Origin of the sequence: Adhaeribacter pallidiroseus, from assembly GCF_003340495.1 — a bacterium.
GTDB lineage: Bacteria > Bacteroidota > Bacteroidia > Cytophagales > Hymenobacteraceae > Adhaeribacter > Adhaeribacter pallidiroseus.
In genome coordinates this window covers 5,020,764-5,041,050 of record NZ_QASA01000001.1, presented here as the reverse complement: position 1 = coordinate 5,041,050, position 20,287 = coordinate 5,020,764, and the positions used below count along the sequence as shown (strand labels likewise).

The following is a 20,287-nucleotide window of genomic DNA, read 5'->3' as shown; positions in this document are numbered from 1 at the left end:
ACGGCATAGAAGCTACAAACAATCCTACCGCCTTTAGCAGTGTCCGCACTGCCAACTTTTGCGTAAGTTCTTTAGAAAATATGTGGGTCACTCTTTTTAGGCCTGTAAACTTGTTTGGCTTTGGTTGGGTATTCCTAATTTCTACTTAATGATAGAGCAGCGTATTGGGTTGTTTTTGCGGAGGTTGGAGGATATTGTTTTCTCCGGAAATTTTAAAAATATGACCGGGCAGTTCTCCCATGGTTTTTTTGTATTGCCGCGGCGTTAAACCGGTAAATAGTTTAAATGTTCTGGCAAAATGAGCTTGATCGTAGAAGTTACATTGATAAGTAATGTCGGTAAGAGAGGGATGCGGCTGGTGCATTTGGTACAAAGCCGATAAGTATTTTTTATAAAGCACCAAATCTTCGGTGCACATTCCCAGATAGTCGTTGCACAAGCGACTTAAATGCCGGGGCGTAACGTTGTATTTCGCACTTAACTCCGGAACCGATAAATGAATGATTTCCGGATCGGTATGTAGTTTAATAATCCGATTGTTGGTATCCGGTACCGGGCCATTTTCTATTTTACCGCGCAGCCAATGCCGAATGATGGCAACTTGTTGCTGGAAAGAAGCCGCCGAACCGAGTTGTTCCCATAAAAGAGGCAACGATTTGCAAACGAAAGAACCATCCAGAACCTGGTCGCTAAATTCCGTTGTAGGAATGTTAAAAATAAATTTCAGGGCAAAAACATGAAATTGGATGCCTAAGAAATATTGTTTGCTGCGGATGGAAAGATGGTAAGGCGTAAAATTAACCCCATTGATAAAGTATTTAGGCAAGTTAAAAGCATTTTGCTCGTTCGAGCGGTAAGAAGCAATGTTGTCTGAAAAGTTAAAAATAATTTCGGCCGTTCCCTTGGGCAGAATGGTTTCGGTGCGGTTAATTACCTGCACATCCTGTATACGCCAGATTTGCCGGATCAGTAAATTTTCCGGAGAGGTGTTTGGCTCAAATATATTGGCTATTCGCTCCATGATTATTTCGGGTTAGCCTTTAATCGAGTAGTATGCTGGTTTGCCGGAGAATGAAGTTACGTTCAGCCGGAACCAGCATTCATTTAAAAGTAAGCAATTAAAAGCTAGGTTGTTAGCTTGGTGTTACAAAAAAAATCTGAACAGAAACGGCTTAAGAAGGTAGGTGCTGGTAGCAAAAAGGCGGGTTAAAGCACAAAAAAAATCAGGCCCATGGCAATTTTTTAAATTTTTCTGATTACACCGAGTTATAGGGTTTTACGTTGCTATTGCCAAGTGCCTGGTGATTTACCCATTGGTTTGTACTATTTTAACCCGCCTCGAATAATCGCCTGAATACCATTAAAATTTGAAAAAATGAATAGTGCCTGAACTAAGATCTAATTAAGAAACCAGATTTGCCGATAAGAATAGTTGTGAAACAGCGTTCTACTGATTGCGCTAAAAACAATATGCTGATAGTGCCCGCAGCCATAGCAAGAAAATTATACATAAGCTATCGCCTTTCTCGCGGCAACTTTATATCTTAAAGGTTTCGTTCTTTTTAGGATACTAAGTGGTTAGCAGTTCTTAAGGCTGTTTGATCACCGGTATGTTTGATATTCACTTATTTATACCTTATTACTAACATGAAAAAAGTACTTTATTTGTTTGTAGTTCTGTTTATTACGGCATTGGCTGCCCAGGCCCAACAATCAAAAGATGAAAAAGAAGTAGCTGCCGCGGTAGCTACTTTGCGGCAAGGCATGCTGGACGGCAATAAAACCGTGCTGGACCAGGTTACCTCCGCCGATTTAACCTATGGCCACTCGAACGGCAAATTAGAAGACAAGGCAACTTTTATCAGCGTTTTAGCCAGCGGCGAAAATGATTTCGTGACCATGGATGTAACCGATCAAACCATAAAGGTACTCGGTAATACGGCTGTTGTGCGGCATAACTTTTCGGCTAAAACGAATAATGGCGGCACCCCCGCTAGCACCAAACTAGCCGTGTTGCTTATTTGGCAAAAACAACAAGGAAAATGGAAATTAATTGCCCGCCAAGCTACGAAACTAACCTAAAATTTAAAAAAATAGGGCAGCTAGTACTTGGAGTTATCTTTAAAAAAATAGCGGGGCATGCTGTAATTGCCCAGCTATTTTTTAAGTTTCATGCTATACAGGTATATACATTACGGCAAAGCAAAAGCTACGTAAGTGCCGCCTGGTCTTAGTTGGTAGCGCGTACCACCGGCGGCAATAGCAATGTATTGTTTCCCATCTACCATATAAGTTATAGGCGTAGCAAAGCCACCGGCCGGTAGCTGGTATTCCCATACTACTTTGCCCGTTTTTTTATCAAAAGCCCGGATTTTTTCGTCGTAAGTGGCGGCAATAAAAACTAAGCCGCCGGCGGTTACAATAGGGCCGCCGTGGTTCTCGGTGCCGGTGGGCGGCACACCTTTTTTCGTAAGTTCGGGGTATTCGCCCAACGGCACCCGCCAGAGGTATTCGCCGGTGTTTAAGTCGATGGCGTTCATGGTACCCCAGGGCGGTTTAATGGCCGGGTAATTGTCCGGATCGCGGAATTGCGTGTAGCCATTATTTAGAAAGGGCGGCACGTACGGGAAATCGCTGTTTTCGCCGGCCTTTAAATTTTGTCCCGCATTATGAAAATCAGTAGCTGCCGAAGCCGTTACAGTAGGCGTATTTTTTTGTTCGGTATTTAACAAAAAGTTAATGATAGCTTCGCGGTCTTGCTCCGGAATATGCTGGAAAGAGGGCATCCGGCCCCGACCCGTTCTAATAGTAGCCGCAATTTGCTCCCGCGTTAAGCGTTTGCCCACGTCGGTTAATACCGGGTACGCTTGGGCTTGGTCGCCGCCCCCGCTGCCTTTGCCATCTACGCCGTGGCATACCGCGCAAGTGCTATTAAAAAGAGATTTTCCACGTGAAACTACTCCTTTGTCTTGATTGCGCATATCGCGCATTTTTAGCCACCACAGCATTTCGTTGGAGTTCTGGTACAAAATTCCTTCCGGATCGGCGGCATTACCGCCCCATTCGGCACCGCCGCCAAAACCAAACAATAAAGAACCTTCCAAACTAGGGGGCATGTATTTGCTGCCCCGCAAGCTGTTCTGAAACCGATCTAACACGTAAGCATGCGCTTGCGGGGTGCGGTCGGTCAGGTCGGCTACGGTGAGTTCCTGCCGGGCAAAAGGGGCCGGTTTAGTAGGTATGGGTTGCGTAGGGGAGGGATGCTCACCCGGTAAGGCTGGCGAGGTAGGTACCGCTACTTCGTTCACGGGAAACAAGGGCTTTCCGGTATCCCGGTCGAAAACGAAAATCAAGCCGTCTTTGGTGGCTTGTACTACGGCATCTACCAATTTACCATTGTGTTTTACCGTCATTAAATTTGGCGGACAGGGCAAATCGCGATCCCAGAGGTCGTGGTGCTGCGTTTGAAAATGCCAGACCCGTTTGCCCGTTTCGGCATTTAAAGCTAATACCGAGTTAGCAAATAAGTTTTGCCCTGCGCGGGGACCGCCGTAAAAATCTACGGCCGCCGAACCCGTACCGGTGTATACGATACCACGTTTCTCGTCGACCACTAAACCACTCCAGGCGTTCGCGCCGCCCATGTTGCGGTACGCATCTTTGGGCCAGGTCTCGTAGCCGTATTCGCCGGGCCGCGGAATAGTATGAAACACCCACTCCAGTTTACCCGTGCGCGTGTTAAAAGCCCGAATATACCCGGGTGCTGCATCGCCGTATTCCGATACCCGCGAACCCACAATAAGCAAATCTTTGTAAACTACGCCGGGGGTAGTCATGTCCACGGACAAATCTTTGATATCGTGGCCAAACGTTGCCCGATCGCCCAAGCCTTCGTGCAAATCTACTTCGCCGTTGGCGCCAAAGCTGGTTACTTTTTCGCCAGTTAAAGCATTAATGGCGTATAAATATGGCCCAGCCGAGTACAGAATGCGTTTATCGGTACCGTCTTCCCAATAGGCTACTCCTCTAATGGCATGAAACCGGGGTTTTTTGTTCGGATCCGCAAACGGATCGAATTTCCAGAGTTGTTCACCAGTAGCGGCCCGGATAGCAAAAAGCTTTAACCGGGGAGTGGTGCCATACAAAATGCCATTTACTACAATAGGTTGACATTGGATCTCCCCGCCGCGTTCGTTGGGGTTTTTATTTTCGCCGGTATCGTAAGACCAGGCTAATTTTAAATTTTTTACATTCTCGGTGTTTATTTGGGTTAAAGGCGAGTAGCGGTTGCCGGCTTTGTTGCCGCCGTAGGCACGCCAATCTTCTTGATTGGTGGGCAGGCTGGTCTTGTTTTTTTCGGGCCCGGATGGCACGCAGCTTCCCAGGATCAGTAGACCCCCTGCCAGGAATTTTAATCTGAATTTCATGTATTAATTAGTAGATGCCGTTTTAGGAAAGGTGTAAAAGTCATAGTTGATTTTCCATTTAACTTCCTGGCCAGGTTCGGCATTTACCGCGATGTAAGGTTCCGGGCAGGAAGTGGTGGAACAAGCCCAGTAAACTATTTTCTGAATAGATTGATCGCTGGTAATCCGAACACCGGCGCCGGTCTTTCGGTTCTCAATCCGGAAATCATAATCTTTGGCCGTGGTGCCAAAACCTTCTAAACCGCTGCTAAATACTTGTTCGCCTTTGTTTAATAGTCGGGTATAGGTGATTTTGTTATTGCCCGCCAGCACCATATCGCCGAAGCCTCTGGTGCTACCGGCCGCCTGCACGTTAAACGGAAATTTTACTTCTATGCCGGGGCCGGTAGGTTCGTTATCGATGGTAAAAAAGTTGTGGTTGTACACGCTCGTGCTAATAGCTTTTTTACCAGTGTTTTTTAAACTGTGTTCCAGTACCAATTGCGGTTTTCCTTTTATTAGCCGTACCGTTTTCCGGTAGATATACGAATAACCAGCGGCATCTTTGAGTTCGTGGGTAAATTCAATTCGATCGGCTTTCTTGTTTACCGTCCATTTGCCCGGGTCCACGATGTCGTAGTACTTGGCAAAGAAATACTTGGAATCGTCGGGTTTGCGCAGGGCGCCTACCCCAATTTTTAAAAAAGTATCGCCTGCTTTAGCTTCGTCGTAACCCAATACGGTAAATTCTTCCACGGGACCGGTAGCCGATTCGTGCACTTTGGGGTCGTACTTTTCGAACCACTGGCTAAAGTATTGGTGTCCCTGGTATTCCAGGCTGGCAATAACGCCCGACCAATCGAACCGGGTACCCTGGTAAAAGCCTTGCTGGGCATCGGGCAAATACAGTTTTGCTTTCACCGATTCGCTTTTTATCTCAGCCTGCGGGAAATCGACTACCCACATGGCACTGGTTAAACTGAAAAGAATGCAGATGGTAAAAAATAATTTCTTCATGATTTACTGGTTTGTTTTTCTGTTGCTGGTGCGAGTAGCTGTGCTCGTTTCTAACTATTTAGGAGGCCTCTGGCCGGACTGATGCTATAATTTAATTGTTTTCATTGCTGTGGGATTCACCCTTTTGCCTCAAAAGCACCTTTCCTGAAAACAGGGAAGGTAATGCAGCTGTTCTTTTCGTAAAAGCTATTATCAATTACTTTTAAACAACAAAACATTCTACTGTTATCTTTTACGATAGCATATTATCTGTTGCATGGTTAACAAAAAAAATTTATATTTATTCCCCCTTTGCCCTATTCGGATAGTATTTTTAATTATTAAACTCAGGTAAAAAGTCCCCTGTTAGAGGAGTAGGGGAGGTTTAAAGGCAATCAAAAACTTGAAAATTTAAAAAAACAGGTTTGTACCTTCCTTTAAATAATAATTGGGATTACAACTTACCCGGCATTTTAAATTTTTTAGAAGCATCGTCGATTACCAGCACCCAGTCTTTGCCAGTAGTAGGGGGCGTGAACCTTTGATTACCAGTAGTGCTTACGTTTTTGCCTTTGGTGGCATTGCCGGTCCGGGGGTCGTACCACCAAACAGCTTTTTCTTTGCCGGAAATTTTAGCCAAGTCAACCGTTACGGGTTTGTTCTGCGGTAAATATACCAGGGCGTAAGCGCCTTGCTCGTCGCGGGTAGCTGTTATTATATCTACGTACGTGTTGCCTTTATCCGAAACAATTAAGCTTTGATCCATTACACGGGATGAATAAGGCCGTGATAACATCAAATTTTTTAAAAATTGCATTTGCCCAGCCGCCGGCGCTTTCATAGCTTGTTGCCAGGTTACCAAAGTATCGCCGACGTTAATGGTTTTGTACAGTTTCGGGTTTAGGAATTGCCAGATACTGTGGTGCCCGTAAGTAACGCCGCCAGCCCCGGCAAAAACACCGCGGTAAATGCGCGCGCGTACATCATAAGCCGTAAAATAACCGCGGGCCCTAGTCCATTTACCATCCCAGGGATTTACCGGATGGTCTTCGTAACAAGGTTCCATGTCCAGGGTAGGTTTTTTAGGAGTAAGCGCTAAATCGCGGGTAACGTAATCCCAGGCTTTGGCTTCGCGGGAACCGTGGCCCGATTGAAACGCGTTCATGTCCAGCCAATCTTCCTGGTGAATTTGCTGCGAAGTAGAATTAGGACCACCGGAGGGGTGATAAGTAATGAAAACCTCTTTCCCCATTACGCTTTCTATGCCTTTGGCCATAGCCCGCCAAACGGGTACCTGGTCGTAATCTTTCATTTCTCCTTCGCGATCGGATTTGTATTTGGCCGGCCGGTCGCCGCCCAAAATCCAGATAATATTCCATTGGTTTTTATACCGGTTGGCCAGGGTAGTAGCGTATGCTTCGGCATTTTCCGGATTAAAAATGACCGGGCCATCGCCCCATTTAGGAGTTACTTTATCGCCCCAGGTGGGCAGCAAGCCAATGTACAGGCCTTTCTCGGCGGCTTTTTTAATTACAAAATCTACGTTATCCCAGTAATCGTATTGTTCGGTGTTGTTCGGGTCGGAGCCGGGGGTAATGGCCAGCTTGGTTGGGTCGTTGTTTAGTAAGGGCGTATCGCCGTAGCGGTTGGGTTCGCGCACGCCATTAAACTCGGCCAAAGCTACGGCTTGGATTACGTTAAAACCTTGTTGTTTCCGGATATCCAGCAATTGTTCGGCTTCTTCGCGGGTAAGCCGGTGAAATAATTCCCAATCGGTATCGCCCAGCCAGAAGAAAGGTTTGCCATCCTTGGTCGTTAAATATTTCTTATCGGCACTTACTTTTATTTGCGCCCGGAGAATAGTGGGCACTAAACAAATTAAAAAAGTAATAAGTAAAAAAGTTTGCTTCATGGTTAAAGAGGAGCGTAAAAATTAGAAAAACATAGCTACCGGTTCGGGTTTTAACCTAGTAAGATAGCTATGCTTTTTTAAAATAATCAGTTAAAAACTTAAAATTATTTTAAGTTAGGATTAACCGAAGTTTCGGAGAATGGCAGCGGGAAGGTATAATCTTCTTTGGCAATGCCCCCAATCGGTTGTAAATCGTTGGCATTTTTACTCGCGTTAGCGGTTTCTACCATTTCCAGGCGCACTAAATCAAACCAGCGGGTTCTTTCGGCGGCAAATTCCCAGGCGCGTTCCTGCACCACGGCCGCCGCAAAATCCGGTCCGGATAAGCCTTGTAAAGGCTCCAAGCCGGCCCGGGTCCGGATGGCGTTAATAGAAGTATAGGCTAGTTCGTCGGGGTTACCAGTGGCGCGGGCTTGGGCTTCGGCGTAAATGGTGAGCACGTGGGCGTAGCGCATCATGGATTCCGGTACCGACGAAGCCCAGTTTTTAACCTCGCCTTTAATGTAATACTTCTGGTAATACGGGTGCTGGGTCTGGCTTTGTTCCCACGAAATGGTGGTGCCATCGGTTTTCTTAAAAGTAGTCCGGAAAGTGGCGTCTTTGCGGGGACCCGCCGGGAAATTGTTAAAAAAGTTGATTTCGGCGAAGTAATCATCCCAACCGGTTTCCTCGCCCGGCATGGCCGACCAGCCGTAATTCGCGTTGGTAGTAGAACCGTTGCCCTGGTTAGTAGAAATTTGAAAAACGGTTTCGGCGGTACCATTTTTAGCCGGATCGTTCTCGAAAACAGCGGCGTAGGTAGGCAGTAAATCGAAACCGTACGTGGCTTTATTATCGATTACTTCTTTAGCTTTAGCCGCGGCCAGGGCGTATTTTTCGGTTTGCTTTAACGGATAACCTGCTTCGGTGAGGTACACATCGGCTAAGTAAGCTTTAACGGTTCCTTTGTTCGGCCGGCCCGGATCGCGTTTGGTGTCCGGAACCAGCTTTTCGGCTTCCAGCAAATCGGCTTCTATTAACTTATACACGTCGGCGGGCGCGGTTTTGCCAATGGTTAACAACTTATTCGAGAATTCGGCCTGCGTAATCAGCGGAATGCTGCCGTAAAGGCGCGTAAGCCAGTAATACGATACCGCCCGGATAAAGTGGGCTTCGCCGGCAATGGTGTTAATGGTATTGGCGTCGCCGGAGGTGTTTTTATAATTCGCGATTACGTTGTTGGCTCCCTGAATGGCTTTGTAACAGCCACTGTATAAGGCCTGGGTTCTTTGGTTGGTAGCCGGTACGTTAAACTGGTCGAACTCCCGGAAATCAGATTTGTTACTGGCTTTATGCGTGGTTACATCGTCGCCGCCCATGGTGGCCGCAATGGCCGTAGCGTGCACAAAACCGGTGCCCCAGGTATTTTGCCAGCCTTTGTACGCGCCGGTTAAAGCCGCTTCCAAACCTTGCTGCGTACTTAAGGCTTCGGCACCTAATAAAGCCCCGTTGGTTTCTTCGTCCAGGTAATCTTTACAGCCGGAACCGGCCGCTAATAGCACCGCCAGTAATAATATATTTAATTTTTTCATTTTAGTCTGACTAATAAGTTATTAAAAAGATAAATTAAGGCCTACAGTATAGGTTTTGGAGTTAGGGTACGCCCCGTAGTCGATGCCTTGAGCGGTATCGGTGGAAGCGCCAATGTTGCTGGATTCCGGATCGATGCCTTTGTATTTGGTAATGGTAAATAAGTTGGTACCACTGGCAAATACTTTAATATTGCCTTTGCCAATTACCGAAGCGGGTAAGTTATAAGCTAAGCTCACGTTTTTTAAACGGACGTAATTACCGTTTTCGATAAACCGGCTCGACTGGGTATAAACCACGTTGGTAGAGCTAAACGCCGGGATGTTGGACGTTTCGTTAACCCCGGGAATATAGCGGTCTTTAATTTCCGAGAGAATGTACTGGCGGGCATCGCCGCTACCCGACATGGCAGCCGCGCGGGTATAGTTTAATTTGTCGATGCCGAATACACCCTGGAAGAACACGTTTAAGGTTAAAGATTTATAAGTGAATGTGTTGTTCCAGCCGGCGGTGGTAGTTGGAATACCTTTCCCGATTATTTTAAAATCGTCGGTGGTTATTTTGCCATCATTGTTTACGTCTTCGTAGCGGGAGTCGCCGGGCTTGGCGTTAAACACTTTAGCGGCTTCTTCTTCGCCGGGTTTCCAGGTACCCAGGTAATTAATTCCCCAGTAAGAGCCTAAAGATCGGCCCGGAACCAACATGAACTCGTTGGTAGTAGACATACCAGCGCCAACGTTGGTACCCTGCGGAATCCGGGGGGCAATGCCTCCCAGGCTCACTACCTGGTTTTTCACCGTCGACATGTTAAAGTTACTGGTCCAGTTAAGGCCATCGGATTCCAGAACGGTAGCACCCAAAGAAAATTCAAACCCTTTGTTTTCGATTTCGCCGATGTTAATGGTTTGCGTGCCGCCGCCCACGTAAGCCGGCAAAGATTGATTTAACAGCAGGTCGGTGGTATGTTTCACAAAGTAATCGCCTTCAAAAGTAACCCGGCCATTCAGGAAGCCCATTTCCAGTCCTATATCGCTCTGCTTCGTAGTTTCCCATTTCAGGTTCAGGTTACCCGGGTTACCCAGTTGGATACCGCTGGTGATGCTGTTATTATTAAAAGCAACCGGAGCATTGGGGTTATAAGCCGATAAGGTAGCGTAAGGAGGAATAGCCTGGCTACCCGTCATGCCCCAACTGCCTCTGATTTTTAAGGTGCTGAAAAGATTGGTATTTTTTAAAAAATCTTCTTCGGCTAAGTTATACCCTACGGCTATGGAAGGGAAAACACTGAAATGGTTGCTTGGGGCAAACTTCGAAGAACCATCGCGTCTTACTGCCGCCGTTAATAGGTATTTATCTTTATACGAGTAATTTACCCGGCCCAGTAAGGATAAAAGCGTCCATTTGGTAAAGCCGGAACCAACCGTGTAAGAACCCGCTAAAGGTAAATTATAGTAACCCAGCGAAGGAAACTTTAACGTATTACCGGTAGCCGAGAAATTATTATCGGTAAATTGTTGGGTTTCGAAAACAGCTACGGCATTAATGTTATGCACTTCGTTAAAAGTACGGTTATACGTTAAGGAGTTGGTGCTTTGCAGGGTAATTTGTTCGCTGGAAGTACGGTTGGCATTAGGGTTGCCGCGGGTTACATCCATGCCGTTAAAGTATTTGCCCTGGCCGTTTACATAATTTACGGCGTATTGCAAATCTAAAGCTAATCCGTTTACGGGTAATTTAAAATTAGCGCCGCCCACAATGTTGGCAATATTCCGGTCCACGTCAAAATTCCGGTCGTACAACAGCGCCACCGGGTTGGTCGCTACGGAACCTACCGGGTCGGAAGAAGTGATGGTGCCGGTAGCCGTGTACGGTTGGGTAGTCGGCGACCAGGCCAGCGCCTGTACTACCGGGTTGGCGGTGCCGCTGGGTAAGCCGGTATTGTGGTTTTGAACGCGGGAACCCGATACGTTTAACCGTAACGAAATTTTATCATTCAGCTGGGAGTTTACGTTTGAGCGAATAATATACCGCTTGTAACCCGTATTCTCGATAATGCCATTTTGGTTCAGGTAATTACCGGAAATCAGGAAGGTGGTTTTTTCGTTGCCCCCCGAAACGCTTAACTGATGTTGTTGGCCCCAGGACCGGCGGAAAACCAGGTCTTGCCAATCGGTACCACCATTAGCCCGGTATTCATCTATTTGCGCTTGGGTAAAAATGGGGGCTGAGCCTAAAGCAACGGAACGCTGGTTGGTGATATCGGCAAAATCACCGGCACCTAAAACATCCCATTTTTTAATTACTTCGGAGGTAGAAGCCTGGCCTTCGTAGGTTACGTTAAAGCCGCCTTTGGTGCCTTTTTTAGTGGTAATAATAACTACCCCATTGGCGCCCCGGCTCCCGTAAATAGACGTAGAAGCGGCATCTTTCAATACCTGGATGGTTTCGATATCGTTGGGGTTTACGGTGGTAAAATCCGCGCCAACAAAACCATCTACTACGTACAGCGGGTCGTTGTTACCCAATACCGAGTTGGCGCCCCGGATCCGGACGCGGGCTTCGCCACCCGGCGCGCCACCAGCCTGGGTTACTTGTACCCCCGCCGCGCGGCCTTGTAAAACCTGATCGATGCGGGTAACGGGTTGTTGGGCAAATTCTTTGGTGGAGATAGAGGTTAAAGCGCCCGTTACGTCGGTTTTGCGTTGGGTACCGTAACCCACGACCACTACTTCTTCCAGCGATTTGGCATTATCTTGCAGGGTTACATTAAACGGCCCGGTACCCGTAATTGGTACTTCCTGCGCCGAATAGCCAATAAATGAAAACACCAGGGTGCCCGATAAACTCGGGACCTGCAAAGTAAAATTACCGGAAGCATCGGTAGTAGTACCGGTGCTGGTACCTTTTAGTAAAACGGTTACGCCAGGTAAACCTACGCCTTTGGTATCTTTTACCGAGCCGGTTAAAGTTTCGGCCACTATGCTGTGCTTAGCAGATAAAAATTTATGCTCCGGAGCAGCCTGGGCCTGCAGGGCTAAAGCCAGTACCAAGGCCGGTACTAAGGCTAAACGCGAAAACCGGGGTCGGCCCGCGCCTAAATTGTAAGGGATTTTCATAAATTACTTCATTATTTAGGGTGAATTTTTAAATATTTACACGTGTTTGGTGTAACCACAAAATCAATTGCGCTTCCGGATGATTACAATCTGTTTCAGCAACTGACTTTGTGGTTTAGGGGAGTTAAGAATTTAAAATTTAAAAAAATGTGCTTTTTAAGGCCGAATTATGGTACCGTCGAATTTACGGACCTGCCAGTTGCCGGCTTTGTTGGAGATCGGGTATTTGGCAGCGGCTTTTTCGTTTACTTCTACGCCTAAACCCGGCGCCTCATTCACGGACATATAGCCTTTGTTCATGGTGGGGCAGCCCTGGAATACTTCCAGTGTTTTGTCGTTAAAGCTCACCGCTTCCTGAATCCCAAAATTCCAGATAGCTAAGTCCATGTGGCATTGCGCCGCGTGGCCTACCGGCGATACGTCGCCGGGACCGTGCCAGGCGGTTTTTACGTTGAACCACTCGCCCAAGCGCGCTACTTTCATGGCCGGAGTAATCCCGCCAATCTGCGACACGTGGATGCGGATGTAATCGAACCATTGGTTAATCATGGCTTCTTTCCATTCGTTCTGGTTGTTGAATAACTCGCCCATGGCAATCGGAACGGTGGTGTTCTGGCGCAGCAGCTGGAACCACTTGGGGTTTTCCGGGGAGAACGGATCTTCAATAAAGAATGGCCGGTAATCTTCCAGGGATTTAATCATGTTAATAGAATCCATCGGGTCCAGGCGTTCGTGAATGTCGTGGAGGATTTCTACCTCATCGCCGCAAACTTTCCGGGTGGCTTCAAACAACTTCGGCACCGATTTCATGTAAGATGTTTGGTTCATGTACTGGTCATCGGCTCCGCCAAACCCGGCATCTTTAAAATCCGGTTTAGACGAAATAGCCGTGGCACCGTAGCCGCCTTGTTGTACCCGCACGTATTTAAAGCCGCTATCCATAATGCGTTTGGCATCGTTGGCGGTTTCTTCGGGGGTTTTACCGTTGGCGTGGGTGTAACAAGGCACCGCGAAACGTACTTTACCGCCCAGTAACTGGTGTACCGGCATACCGGCCCGCTTGCCTTTAATATCCCACAAAGCTTGGTCCAGGCCGCTCAATGCATTATTTAAAACCGGTCCGTTGCGCCAGTACGAACTCACGTACGCCGATTGCCAGGCATCTTCAATATTATCGACATCTTTGCCGGTACATAAGGGGTTCAGGTAGTTGTTAATGGCCGTTACCACTACTTCGGCGCGTTGCGTAAAAGTGGCGCAGCCGAAACCGTATAAACCCGGTTCGGTGGTATCTACCCGTACTACAATTAAATTAGAGCCTTGGGGAGCTGTACCAATGGCTTTCACACTTTTAATTTTTACGGGTTTCATGCCTTTGGCATAAGCCGGGGTAACCCGTTGTTCGGCGCGGCTTTCCGGGGTGCCAAATAAACCTAAAACGCCGGCCGCAGCGCCTAAGCCTAACTTTTTTAAATTCTCTCTTCGGCTTTCCAGTACTTCTTTGTTTAATTTTTCCATTAATAGGGGTGTTTATTATGTATTTTTTAAAAAAAAGAGTAAGACCGGAGCCGTGGAGCCGGCTCCGGCAGGTATAATTACTTTTTATCCCACCATACCCGCACATCCAGTTTGTTCGGACCTTGCCGGGTTAAGGCTTCGTTCACGTTGGCCTGGTTCACCACCAGTTCGGTATCGGGGTAATTCAGGCGCCGGATAAACGCTTCTTCGGTGATTTCGCGGCCCGGATACGGATTGGGAGCCAGCGCCGGATAGCCGCTGCGGCGGAAATTGGCAAACAACTCCGATCCGTTCAGGAAGGAGGCCACCCAGTATTGCGTATTAATTTGCTCCAGCGATTTTTCGGTAGTGCTTACATCCAGCGGATGCGCCTGCACATACGCCTGAATATCCGCCGAAGGAATAGCGGCATTGGCGCCGTATTCGGCAAATTGTTCCAGATTGGCGGTTACGCCGTTGGTAAAATAAGTAGCCGGGTCGCCGGTAACCCAACCTCTTACCGCGGCTTCGGCCAGGAGCAATTGGGTTTGCGCATGCGTTACGTGGTAAGTGGGCGCGGCGGTGCGGTTAAGCACCGTGTTAATGTTTACCTGCGAAAAATCCCACAAGCTGGCCACGCCTAAAGTAGGAAAGGTTTGCGCAATAGAAACGTTATCGTAGCCCATGGGCATGCCAATCTGTTGGGAAGGGTCGGTAGTGGCCCGGGCAATTACCTGCTCCGAACCACTTTTGGCGCCTACGTAGCGCACGGCAATGGCTTTTAACCGCGGATCGTTGGTGGTTTTTAAATAATCTACAAACGGCGCGGCTAAGTAATAATTAGCTTTTTCGCGGGCGCCTAAATGGTCGGCGAGCCAGTTTACGTACAGCGCCGTGTGGCGAGTGGCCGCATTATCGGCGTTGGCCTGCATCACTCCCCCGGCCACGGCTTTGGCTACGTAGGTTTGGGCCAGGGTGGGGTCGGCTTTGGTCAGGCGCATGGCGGCGCGTAACATCAGCGAGTAGCCAAAACGCTTCCATTTAATAACGTTGCCGCCGTACAAGATATCAGTAGGGTCGGCGGTTTTGGCCGCGTCTAACGCCGCCGAAGCTTCGTCGAGTTCTTTTAAAATATCTTTGTAAATAGCTTCCTGAGAGTCGTATTTCGGGGAAATAATTTCTTCGGAAAAACCTTTACCCGCTTCAAAATAAGGTACATCGCCGTAGGTATCGGTGAGCATCTGAAAAACGTAGGCTTTCCAGATCCGGGCCGCGTGGTAGGTGTTGGAGCTGGCTTCTACACCCTGGGTTTTTTGAATCACATCCACAATATCGCGCACCACGGTCCGGTAATAAGTCGTCCAGATGCGGGCGGTATTATCCACGTTGTTCTGGTTGTAATTACCCCCGGATAGCGAGCTGCCAAACGGCGTTACAATTTGCTGCACAATCGGGAAAGTGTACGACAAATGCACCAGCGTACCAAAACCATCCTGAAACGAGGTATTGATAATGGCATTATTCATCAGGAAAGAAGGCGTTAGCGTAGTGGGGTCTACTTTATTGGTGTTCAGTTCGTCGAACCCTTCGTCGCAACCAGACAAGCTTCCAAAAATGGTAAGCAGGCCTATTATATAAATTTTAAAATTTTTCATGATTCCAGATCTTTTGCTGTTCATTAATCTTTTTAGCCTTGAATTTTAAAATTTAACATTGAGGTTAAATCCTAAACTGCGGGTTAAAGGCAAGCTCGGCCAGAAATCTAAACCGGTCTGGTTATCGGAGGCGTTATTTACCTGTTCGGGATCCATGTTTTCGGTCCATTTTTTCAGCACGGCCACGTTGTTGGCCACGGCGCTGAAACGCAAACCTTTGATGAAAAATTTGTTAGGTAAAAACTTCGTGAAATCGTAGCTGAGCGTAATCTGGCGCAATTTCCAGAAGCCGGCGTTGTACACAAAATCCTCGAATACCCCGTTGGCGTTGGGCCACTCGTAGAAAGGCTGCACCGGCGAACGGGCCGTATTTACTTCGCCGTCGGGGTTTACGCCCTGACCAATTACGTAGCCTTCGGCGCGACCTACTAAGGTACGCTTGTGTAAGCCGTGGCGCAGGTAGTTCATGTTGGAGCCGCCAATCATTTTGTGGCCCAGCTTAAAGTCGATGAGGGTAGAAAGGCTCACGCCTTTAAAGGTGAAAGTGTTGGTGATACCGCCAAAGTATTTCGGTAAAGCACTGCCCACGTTTATCAGCCCGCCCCGTACCGGCGTACCGCTGGTTTTATTAAACACCTGGCGGCCCTGGTCGTCGCGGAGGTAGCTGAAAGTATACAACTGGCCAATGGGTTTGCCTACTACCTGGCGTAACGTTGTACCCCCAGAACCACCCACCACAATCATGGTGTCGGCGGCGTTTAAGCCCAGGGTTAATACTTCGGAAGTGTTGTACGAAGCGTTAAAGCTGACGTCCCATTTAAAAGCCGGGGTATTTACCGGCGAAGCCGAGATGAGCATTTCCACGCCTTTGTTCATGCTTTTACCCACGTTGATTAAGCGGTTGGTGTACGACGACGCATCAGAAACCTGGGCGGCCAGAATTTGATCGTTGGTTATTTTGCGGTAGTAAGCAATGTCGAAACCAATGGCGTTGTTAAATAATTTTAATTCTAAACCCACTTCGGCTTCGGCTACGCGCAAAGGTTTCAGGTTCGGGTTCGGAATGGTAGACGTGTTGATGCCGCCCACCGGTACTACCTGGCCCGACGGATTCGGGAATAAGTTGTTGTTGACACTGTAATACAAAGCATTGGAATAAGGCGCTACGTTGTCGTCGCCCACTTCGGCGTAAGCGGCCCGTAACTTACCGAAGGAAAGCCAGGCCGGTAAACTTTCGAAAGCCTGCGAGAACACGAAACTACCGGTAACCGATGGGTACAAAATGCTGCGGTTTTGCGGCGCTAAAGTCGAGAACCAGTCGTTGCGGGCGGTAACGTTCAGGTATAAAAATTCCCGGAAAGAAAAAGTAGCCGCGCCGTACAACGAATTTACTTTACGTTCGGATAAGCTGTAGAAAGGATTTTTCACCCGGCCGTTCATCACGGTGTATAGGCCCGGCTGAATAAAGTCCTGCACGGTTACGCTGTTATAATCGGTGCGCACATAACGGGTATTGCCGCCCAAGGTCACATCTACCCCAATATCGCCAAAGGTGCGGTTACCGCCCAGTATAAAATCGTAGTTGCGTTCCCGGAACCGCCGGACATCCTGGGTATAGCTGCCGTTGATAAAACCAACCGGAGCGGGCGCAATAGCGGCGTAACCGTTGGGCACGTTATAATCCTGGTCGCGGGAGTAATAATCCTGGGCAATGCGGCCCTGCAGGTACAGCCAATCCGTGAACTGGTATTTTAATGCAATATTCCCGAAAATCCGGTCGCGGCGAATGTTTTCGAAATGCTGGTTAACGGCGTAGTACGGGTTGTTGCGCACCAGAAAGCGGGCAAACGGAAACTCGTAACCATTCGGCAATAACTGGTTTTGCTCCAAGGCTTCAAAAGGCATGGAGTTGGCCAAAGTCATAACTACGGTAGGCGTGGCAAATTCCTGACCGTTAATCTGGGGCGGGTTTCTGTTGTACTCGTTGGAGTAGTTTAAATTACCCGAGGTAGACAGTTTTTTAGAAATATTCTGGTTAAAGCCCAGGTTAATGGTTTTGCGGTTGAACTTGGAATTCGGCACAATGCTCTTGCTGTCGAGGTTGGCGAACGATAAGCTAAAGCCGCCGTTTTCGCCGTTGTTCGATACCCGTACCGTATTGGTAAAGTTCGTGCCTACGTTGTAAAATTTGCGGATGCGGTTGCGCACCGGTTCGTAGGGCCAGGTTTCACCGTCGAACAAAATCTGGGTCATGCCGGGCTGAAACTTTTCGCCAAAGCTCCATACGCCGGATAAGGGATTAGGCGCCTGGGGCCGGACACCGCCTTCGCCCTGCCCGTATTCGTACTGAAAATCCGAGAAATCGAGCGGGGTTTCGGTGGTAAAGTTGGTGTTGTATTCAATGCCTAGCCCTTTGCCTTCGCCTTTGCTTTTGGTGGTAATCATTACTACCCCGTCTTTCGCCCGGGAACCGTACAAAGCGGCGGCGGTAGCGCCTTTCAACACGGTCATGGATTCAATATCGTCGGGGTTAATGCTTTGCAGGCCGTCGCCGCCGTCGGAGTTATTGGCAATGCGGTTGCCAAAATTGCCGCCTAAGGCATAGTTGGAGTTATCTACCGGAACGCCGTTGATTACAATGAGCGGGCTGTTCTGGTTGCCAAACGACGATTGTCCCCGGATCCGGATTTTACTCGTGCCGCCTGGGCCGGTAGCCATGGTGGAGATATTCACGCCGGCCATTTTTCCTTGCAAACCACTCATGACGTTGGGCGTGCGGTTCACGGCAATCTGGTCGGCGTTAACGGTGGCGGTAGCGTAGCCCAGGGTTTTAGCTTCTCTTTTTATACCCAGCGCCGTTACTACTACTTCGTCCAGGGCTTTGGTATCCGAAGATAAAGTAATATCCAGCACGGAGCGGTTGTTCACGTTTACGGTTTGGTTGGTGTACCCAATGTAAGAGAAAATGAGCGTGGCGTTGCCCGGAGCAGCAAGGGTAAACTTTCCGTCGGCATCGGTAACGGTACCTTGGTTGGTTCCGCTGATCTGGATACTTACGCCCGGTAAACCTACTTTATCAGGACCGGTTACGCGGCCGGTTATCTGATCGTTCTGGGCCTGCGCCGGAAGCCAGCACAGCATCAGAAGCACTAAAATGAGTTGTAAAGCTTTTTTCATCATTAGCTGAATATTTTTATTTGACACAAAATCAAAAGGTGCAGTACTATCTCCTTGGGCAAGGCTTATCTGTATTTCTTACAATCAAGGGTATCCGAAAAAACATTTTTGATATTTTAAGGTATATTCTATCGGGTATCCGTTTCTTAAAGAACCAGGACGGGGATTCCAGCACACGCCTTTATCTACTTACCGGAGCTTTTATTTTTTAAATTTTAAAGGGCTTTTGCAGCCGTAATAAACCGGTAAAAGCTATTAGCAAACCCGTACTTCATTTAAAACCTGATTGCTATTTTAATCAAGGATAGTTGTAAGAATTCATTAAAAAAATTATTACAAGTACCACTTTATTACTTCACGGGTACGTCAGAACTACTTCAATTTCTTATTTCGTTACGAAAGCAAGTTTCTGATTGAAATTCTTTACTGATTCGTAATTCTGGTTACATTCTGTTCAGGTGCTAAAATTTAAAATAGTATCTGTTTAAGCGAGCGGGATTATTATTCCGGGTAAAAATGGCCCGTAGCGGGAGAAGTTTTGTTTCTCATTCAGGAAAGACGTAGCGTTGGCGCTGTAAAATCCGGGTCCGGCAACTCTGTTGTTTATTCGCCAGTTAAGGCTATACCGACGGTTTGGTTGGTTCCGGGAGTAAAATTTTATTGGGTTTACCAATCTACCACGGAGCCGTCGCGGGGGTCGTATGATTCCGGATTTTTCCAGTCGTGGCCCATTTTTTCTTTAATCTGGTCTTCGTCGAGTTCCACGCCTAAACCTGGTCCGGTGGGCACCAGCACGTTGCCGTCTTTCTCCAGTTTAAATGGTTTTTTTAAATATCCTTCGCCCAAGGATACTTGTTCCTGTACCAAAAAATTAGGAATGCTGGCAGCCAGCTGCAAACCAACCGCTAAAGAAATTGGGCCCATGGGATTGTGTGGCGCAATGGGAACGTAATACGCTTCGGCCATACCGGCAATTAAACGGCCTTCGGTAATACCGCCGGCGTGGCATAAATCGGGTTGTAAAATGCTGGCGGCTTTTTTCTCCAAGATTTCGCGGAAGCCCCACTTGGTAAAAATGCGTTCGCCGGTGGCAATCGGGATATGCGTGCCGTGCGCGATTTCGGCCATGGTATCTACATTTTGCGCCTGGCAGGGCTCTTCCACAAACATCGGCTGAAAAGGCTCTAATTCTTTAATGAGAACTTTAGCCGTTTGCGGCGAAATAGCTCCGTGAAAATCAATACCTATGTCCATGTCTTTGCCGCCGGCCTGCCGCAGCGAAGCAAAATTATCGGCGGCGTACTGGATGAACTTGGGGTTTTCGACGATACGGGCCGGAATTTGGTTTTCTTTGGCCACGCCGGTTTTAATGGTTTTATACCCCTCGGCCACGCGTTTCTTCATGTCTTCGGCATTGCTGGCCCGGCCGTATACGCGCACCCGGTCGCGGGTAGGGCCACCCAGCAACTCGTACACCGGCACGTTCAGCAATTTGCCCTTAATGTCCCATAGAGCATGGTCGATGCCGCTTAAGGCGCTGGTTAAAATGGGGCCGCCCCGGTAAAAAGCGTGGCGGTAAATGGCCTGCCAATGGTGCACTACCTGCCGCGGGTCTTTGCCGATTAAGTAAGGTTCTACTTCTTTAATGGCCGTTTGAATGGTAAGCGCCCGGCCTTCCAGCAACGGTTCGCCTAAACCTACCACGCCAGCATCGGTGTGAATGCGCAGAAAAATCCAGCGAGGCTTAATCAGGAAAGTTTCCAGGCGGGTAATTTTAACTTTTTCGCGGTAGTAGGTGGGTGGCGGCGGAGCAGCATACGCGTACGACGAAGCTGGCAGCGTTAAGCCCAAACCCGCTACTCCCAAAACCGACTGAATCGCTTTTCGTCGGGAAATACCAGAATTATTCGTAGAAGATTTCATTTAGTATTGCTTAAAAATTATCCTTCTATTTTTTAA

The 20,287-nt window shown here is 48.1% G+C and carries 11 protein-coding genes; 1 reads left to right on the top strand and 10 read right to left on the bottom strand.

Going from position 1 to position 20,287, the window contains the following annotated elements; translation table 11 throughout:
* Positions 1 to 145 precede the first annotated feature (145 nt).
* Positions 146 to 1,021: a helix-turn-helix domain-containing protein gene (locus tag AHMF7616_RS20115; protein WP_115374512.1), complete on the bottom strand. Its 876-nt coding sequence runs from the start codon at positions 1,019 to 1,021 to the stop codon at positions 146 to 148.
* A gap of 626 nt (positions 1,022 to 1,647) precedes the next feature.
* On the opposite strand from AHMF7616_RS20115, the gene AHMF7616_RS20110 reads away from it, so the two are divergent.
* Entirely contained in the window at positions 1,648 to 2,082 is a 435-nt protein-coding gene (locus tag AHMF7616_RS20110) for a nuclear transport factor 2 family protein (protein WP_115374511.1), read from the top strand.
* Between the two features lie 110 nt (positions 2,083 to 2,192).
* On the opposite strand, the gene AHMF7616_RS20105 is transcribed toward AHMF7616_RS20110, so the two are convergent.
* The 9 genes from AHMF7616_RS20105 to dgoD form a co-directional block, all read right to left on the bottom strand.
* On the bottom strand, positions 2,193 to 4,427 hold the full coding sequence (locus tag AHMF7616_RS20105; protein WP_115374510.1) for an outer membrane protein assembly factor BamB family protein: 2,235 nt from the start codon (positions 4,425 to 4,427) through the stop codon (positions 2,193 to 2,195).
* Between the two features lie 3 nt (positions 4,428 to 4,430).
* A complete protein-coding gene (locus AHMF7616_RS20100; RefSeq protein ID WP_115374509.1) occupies positions 4,431 to 5,423 on the bottom strand; it encodes a hypothetical protein in 993 nt (330 codons plus the stop codon).
* Between the two features lie 433 nt (positions 5,424 to 5,856).
* The gene (locus AHMF7616_RS20095) at positions 5,857 to 7,314 is read right to left on the bottom strand and encodes a glycoside hydrolase family 140 protein (RefSeq protein WP_115374508.1); all 1,458 of its coding nucleotides are present in this window, start codon (positions 7,312 to 7,314) and stop codon (positions 5,857 to 5,859) included.
* A 104-nt stretch (positions 7,315 to 7,418) separates the two neighbouring features.
* A complete protein-coding gene (locus tag AHMF7616_RS20090) occupies positions 7,419 to 8,885 on the bottom strand; it encodes a RagB/SusD family nutrient uptake outer membrane protein (protein WP_115374507.1) in 1,467 nt (488 codons plus the stop codon).
* A 21-nt stretch (positions 8,886 to 8,906) separates the two neighbouring features.
* Positions 8,907 to 11,999 carry a SusC/RagA family TonB-linked outer membrane protein gene (locus AHMF7616_RS20085; protein ID WP_115374506.1) on the bottom strand — a complete coding sequence of 1,031 codons (3,093 nt, stop codon included), beginning with the start codon at positions 11,997 to 11,999 and terminating at the stop codon, positions 8,907 to 8,909.
* A 156-nt stretch (positions 12,000 to 12,155) separates the two neighbouring features.
* A complete protein-coding gene (locus tag AHMF7616_RS20080; RefSeq protein ID WP_115374505.1) occupies positions 12,156 to 13,517 on the bottom strand; it encodes an enolase C-terminal domain-like protein in 1,362 nt (453 codons plus the stop codon).
* 77 nt (positions 13,518 to 13,594) lie between these two features.
* Positions 13,595 to 15,151: a SusD/RagB family nutrient-binding outer membrane lipoprotein gene (locus tag AHMF7616_RS20075; RefSeq protein WP_115375704.1), complete on the bottom strand. Its 1,557-nt coding sequence runs from the start codon at positions 15,149 to 15,151 to the stop codon at positions 13,595 to 13,597.
* A 45-nt stretch (positions 15,152 to 15,196) separates the two neighbouring features.
* Entirely contained in the window at positions 15,197 to 18,328 is a 3,132-nt protein-coding gene (locus AHMF7616_RS20070) for a SusC/RagA family TonB-linked outer membrane protein (RefSeq protein ID WP_115374504.1), read from the bottom strand.
* 666 nt (positions 18,329 to 18,994) lie between these two features.
* Complete coding sequence (dgoD, locus tag AHMF7616_RS20065) at positions 18,995 to 20,251, bottom strand: galactonate dehydratase (RefSeq protein ID WP_115374503.1); 1,257 nt, start codon at positions 20,249 to 20,251, stop codon at positions 18,995 to 18,997.
* Between the last annotated feature and the right edge of the window lie 36 nt (positions 20,252 to 20,287).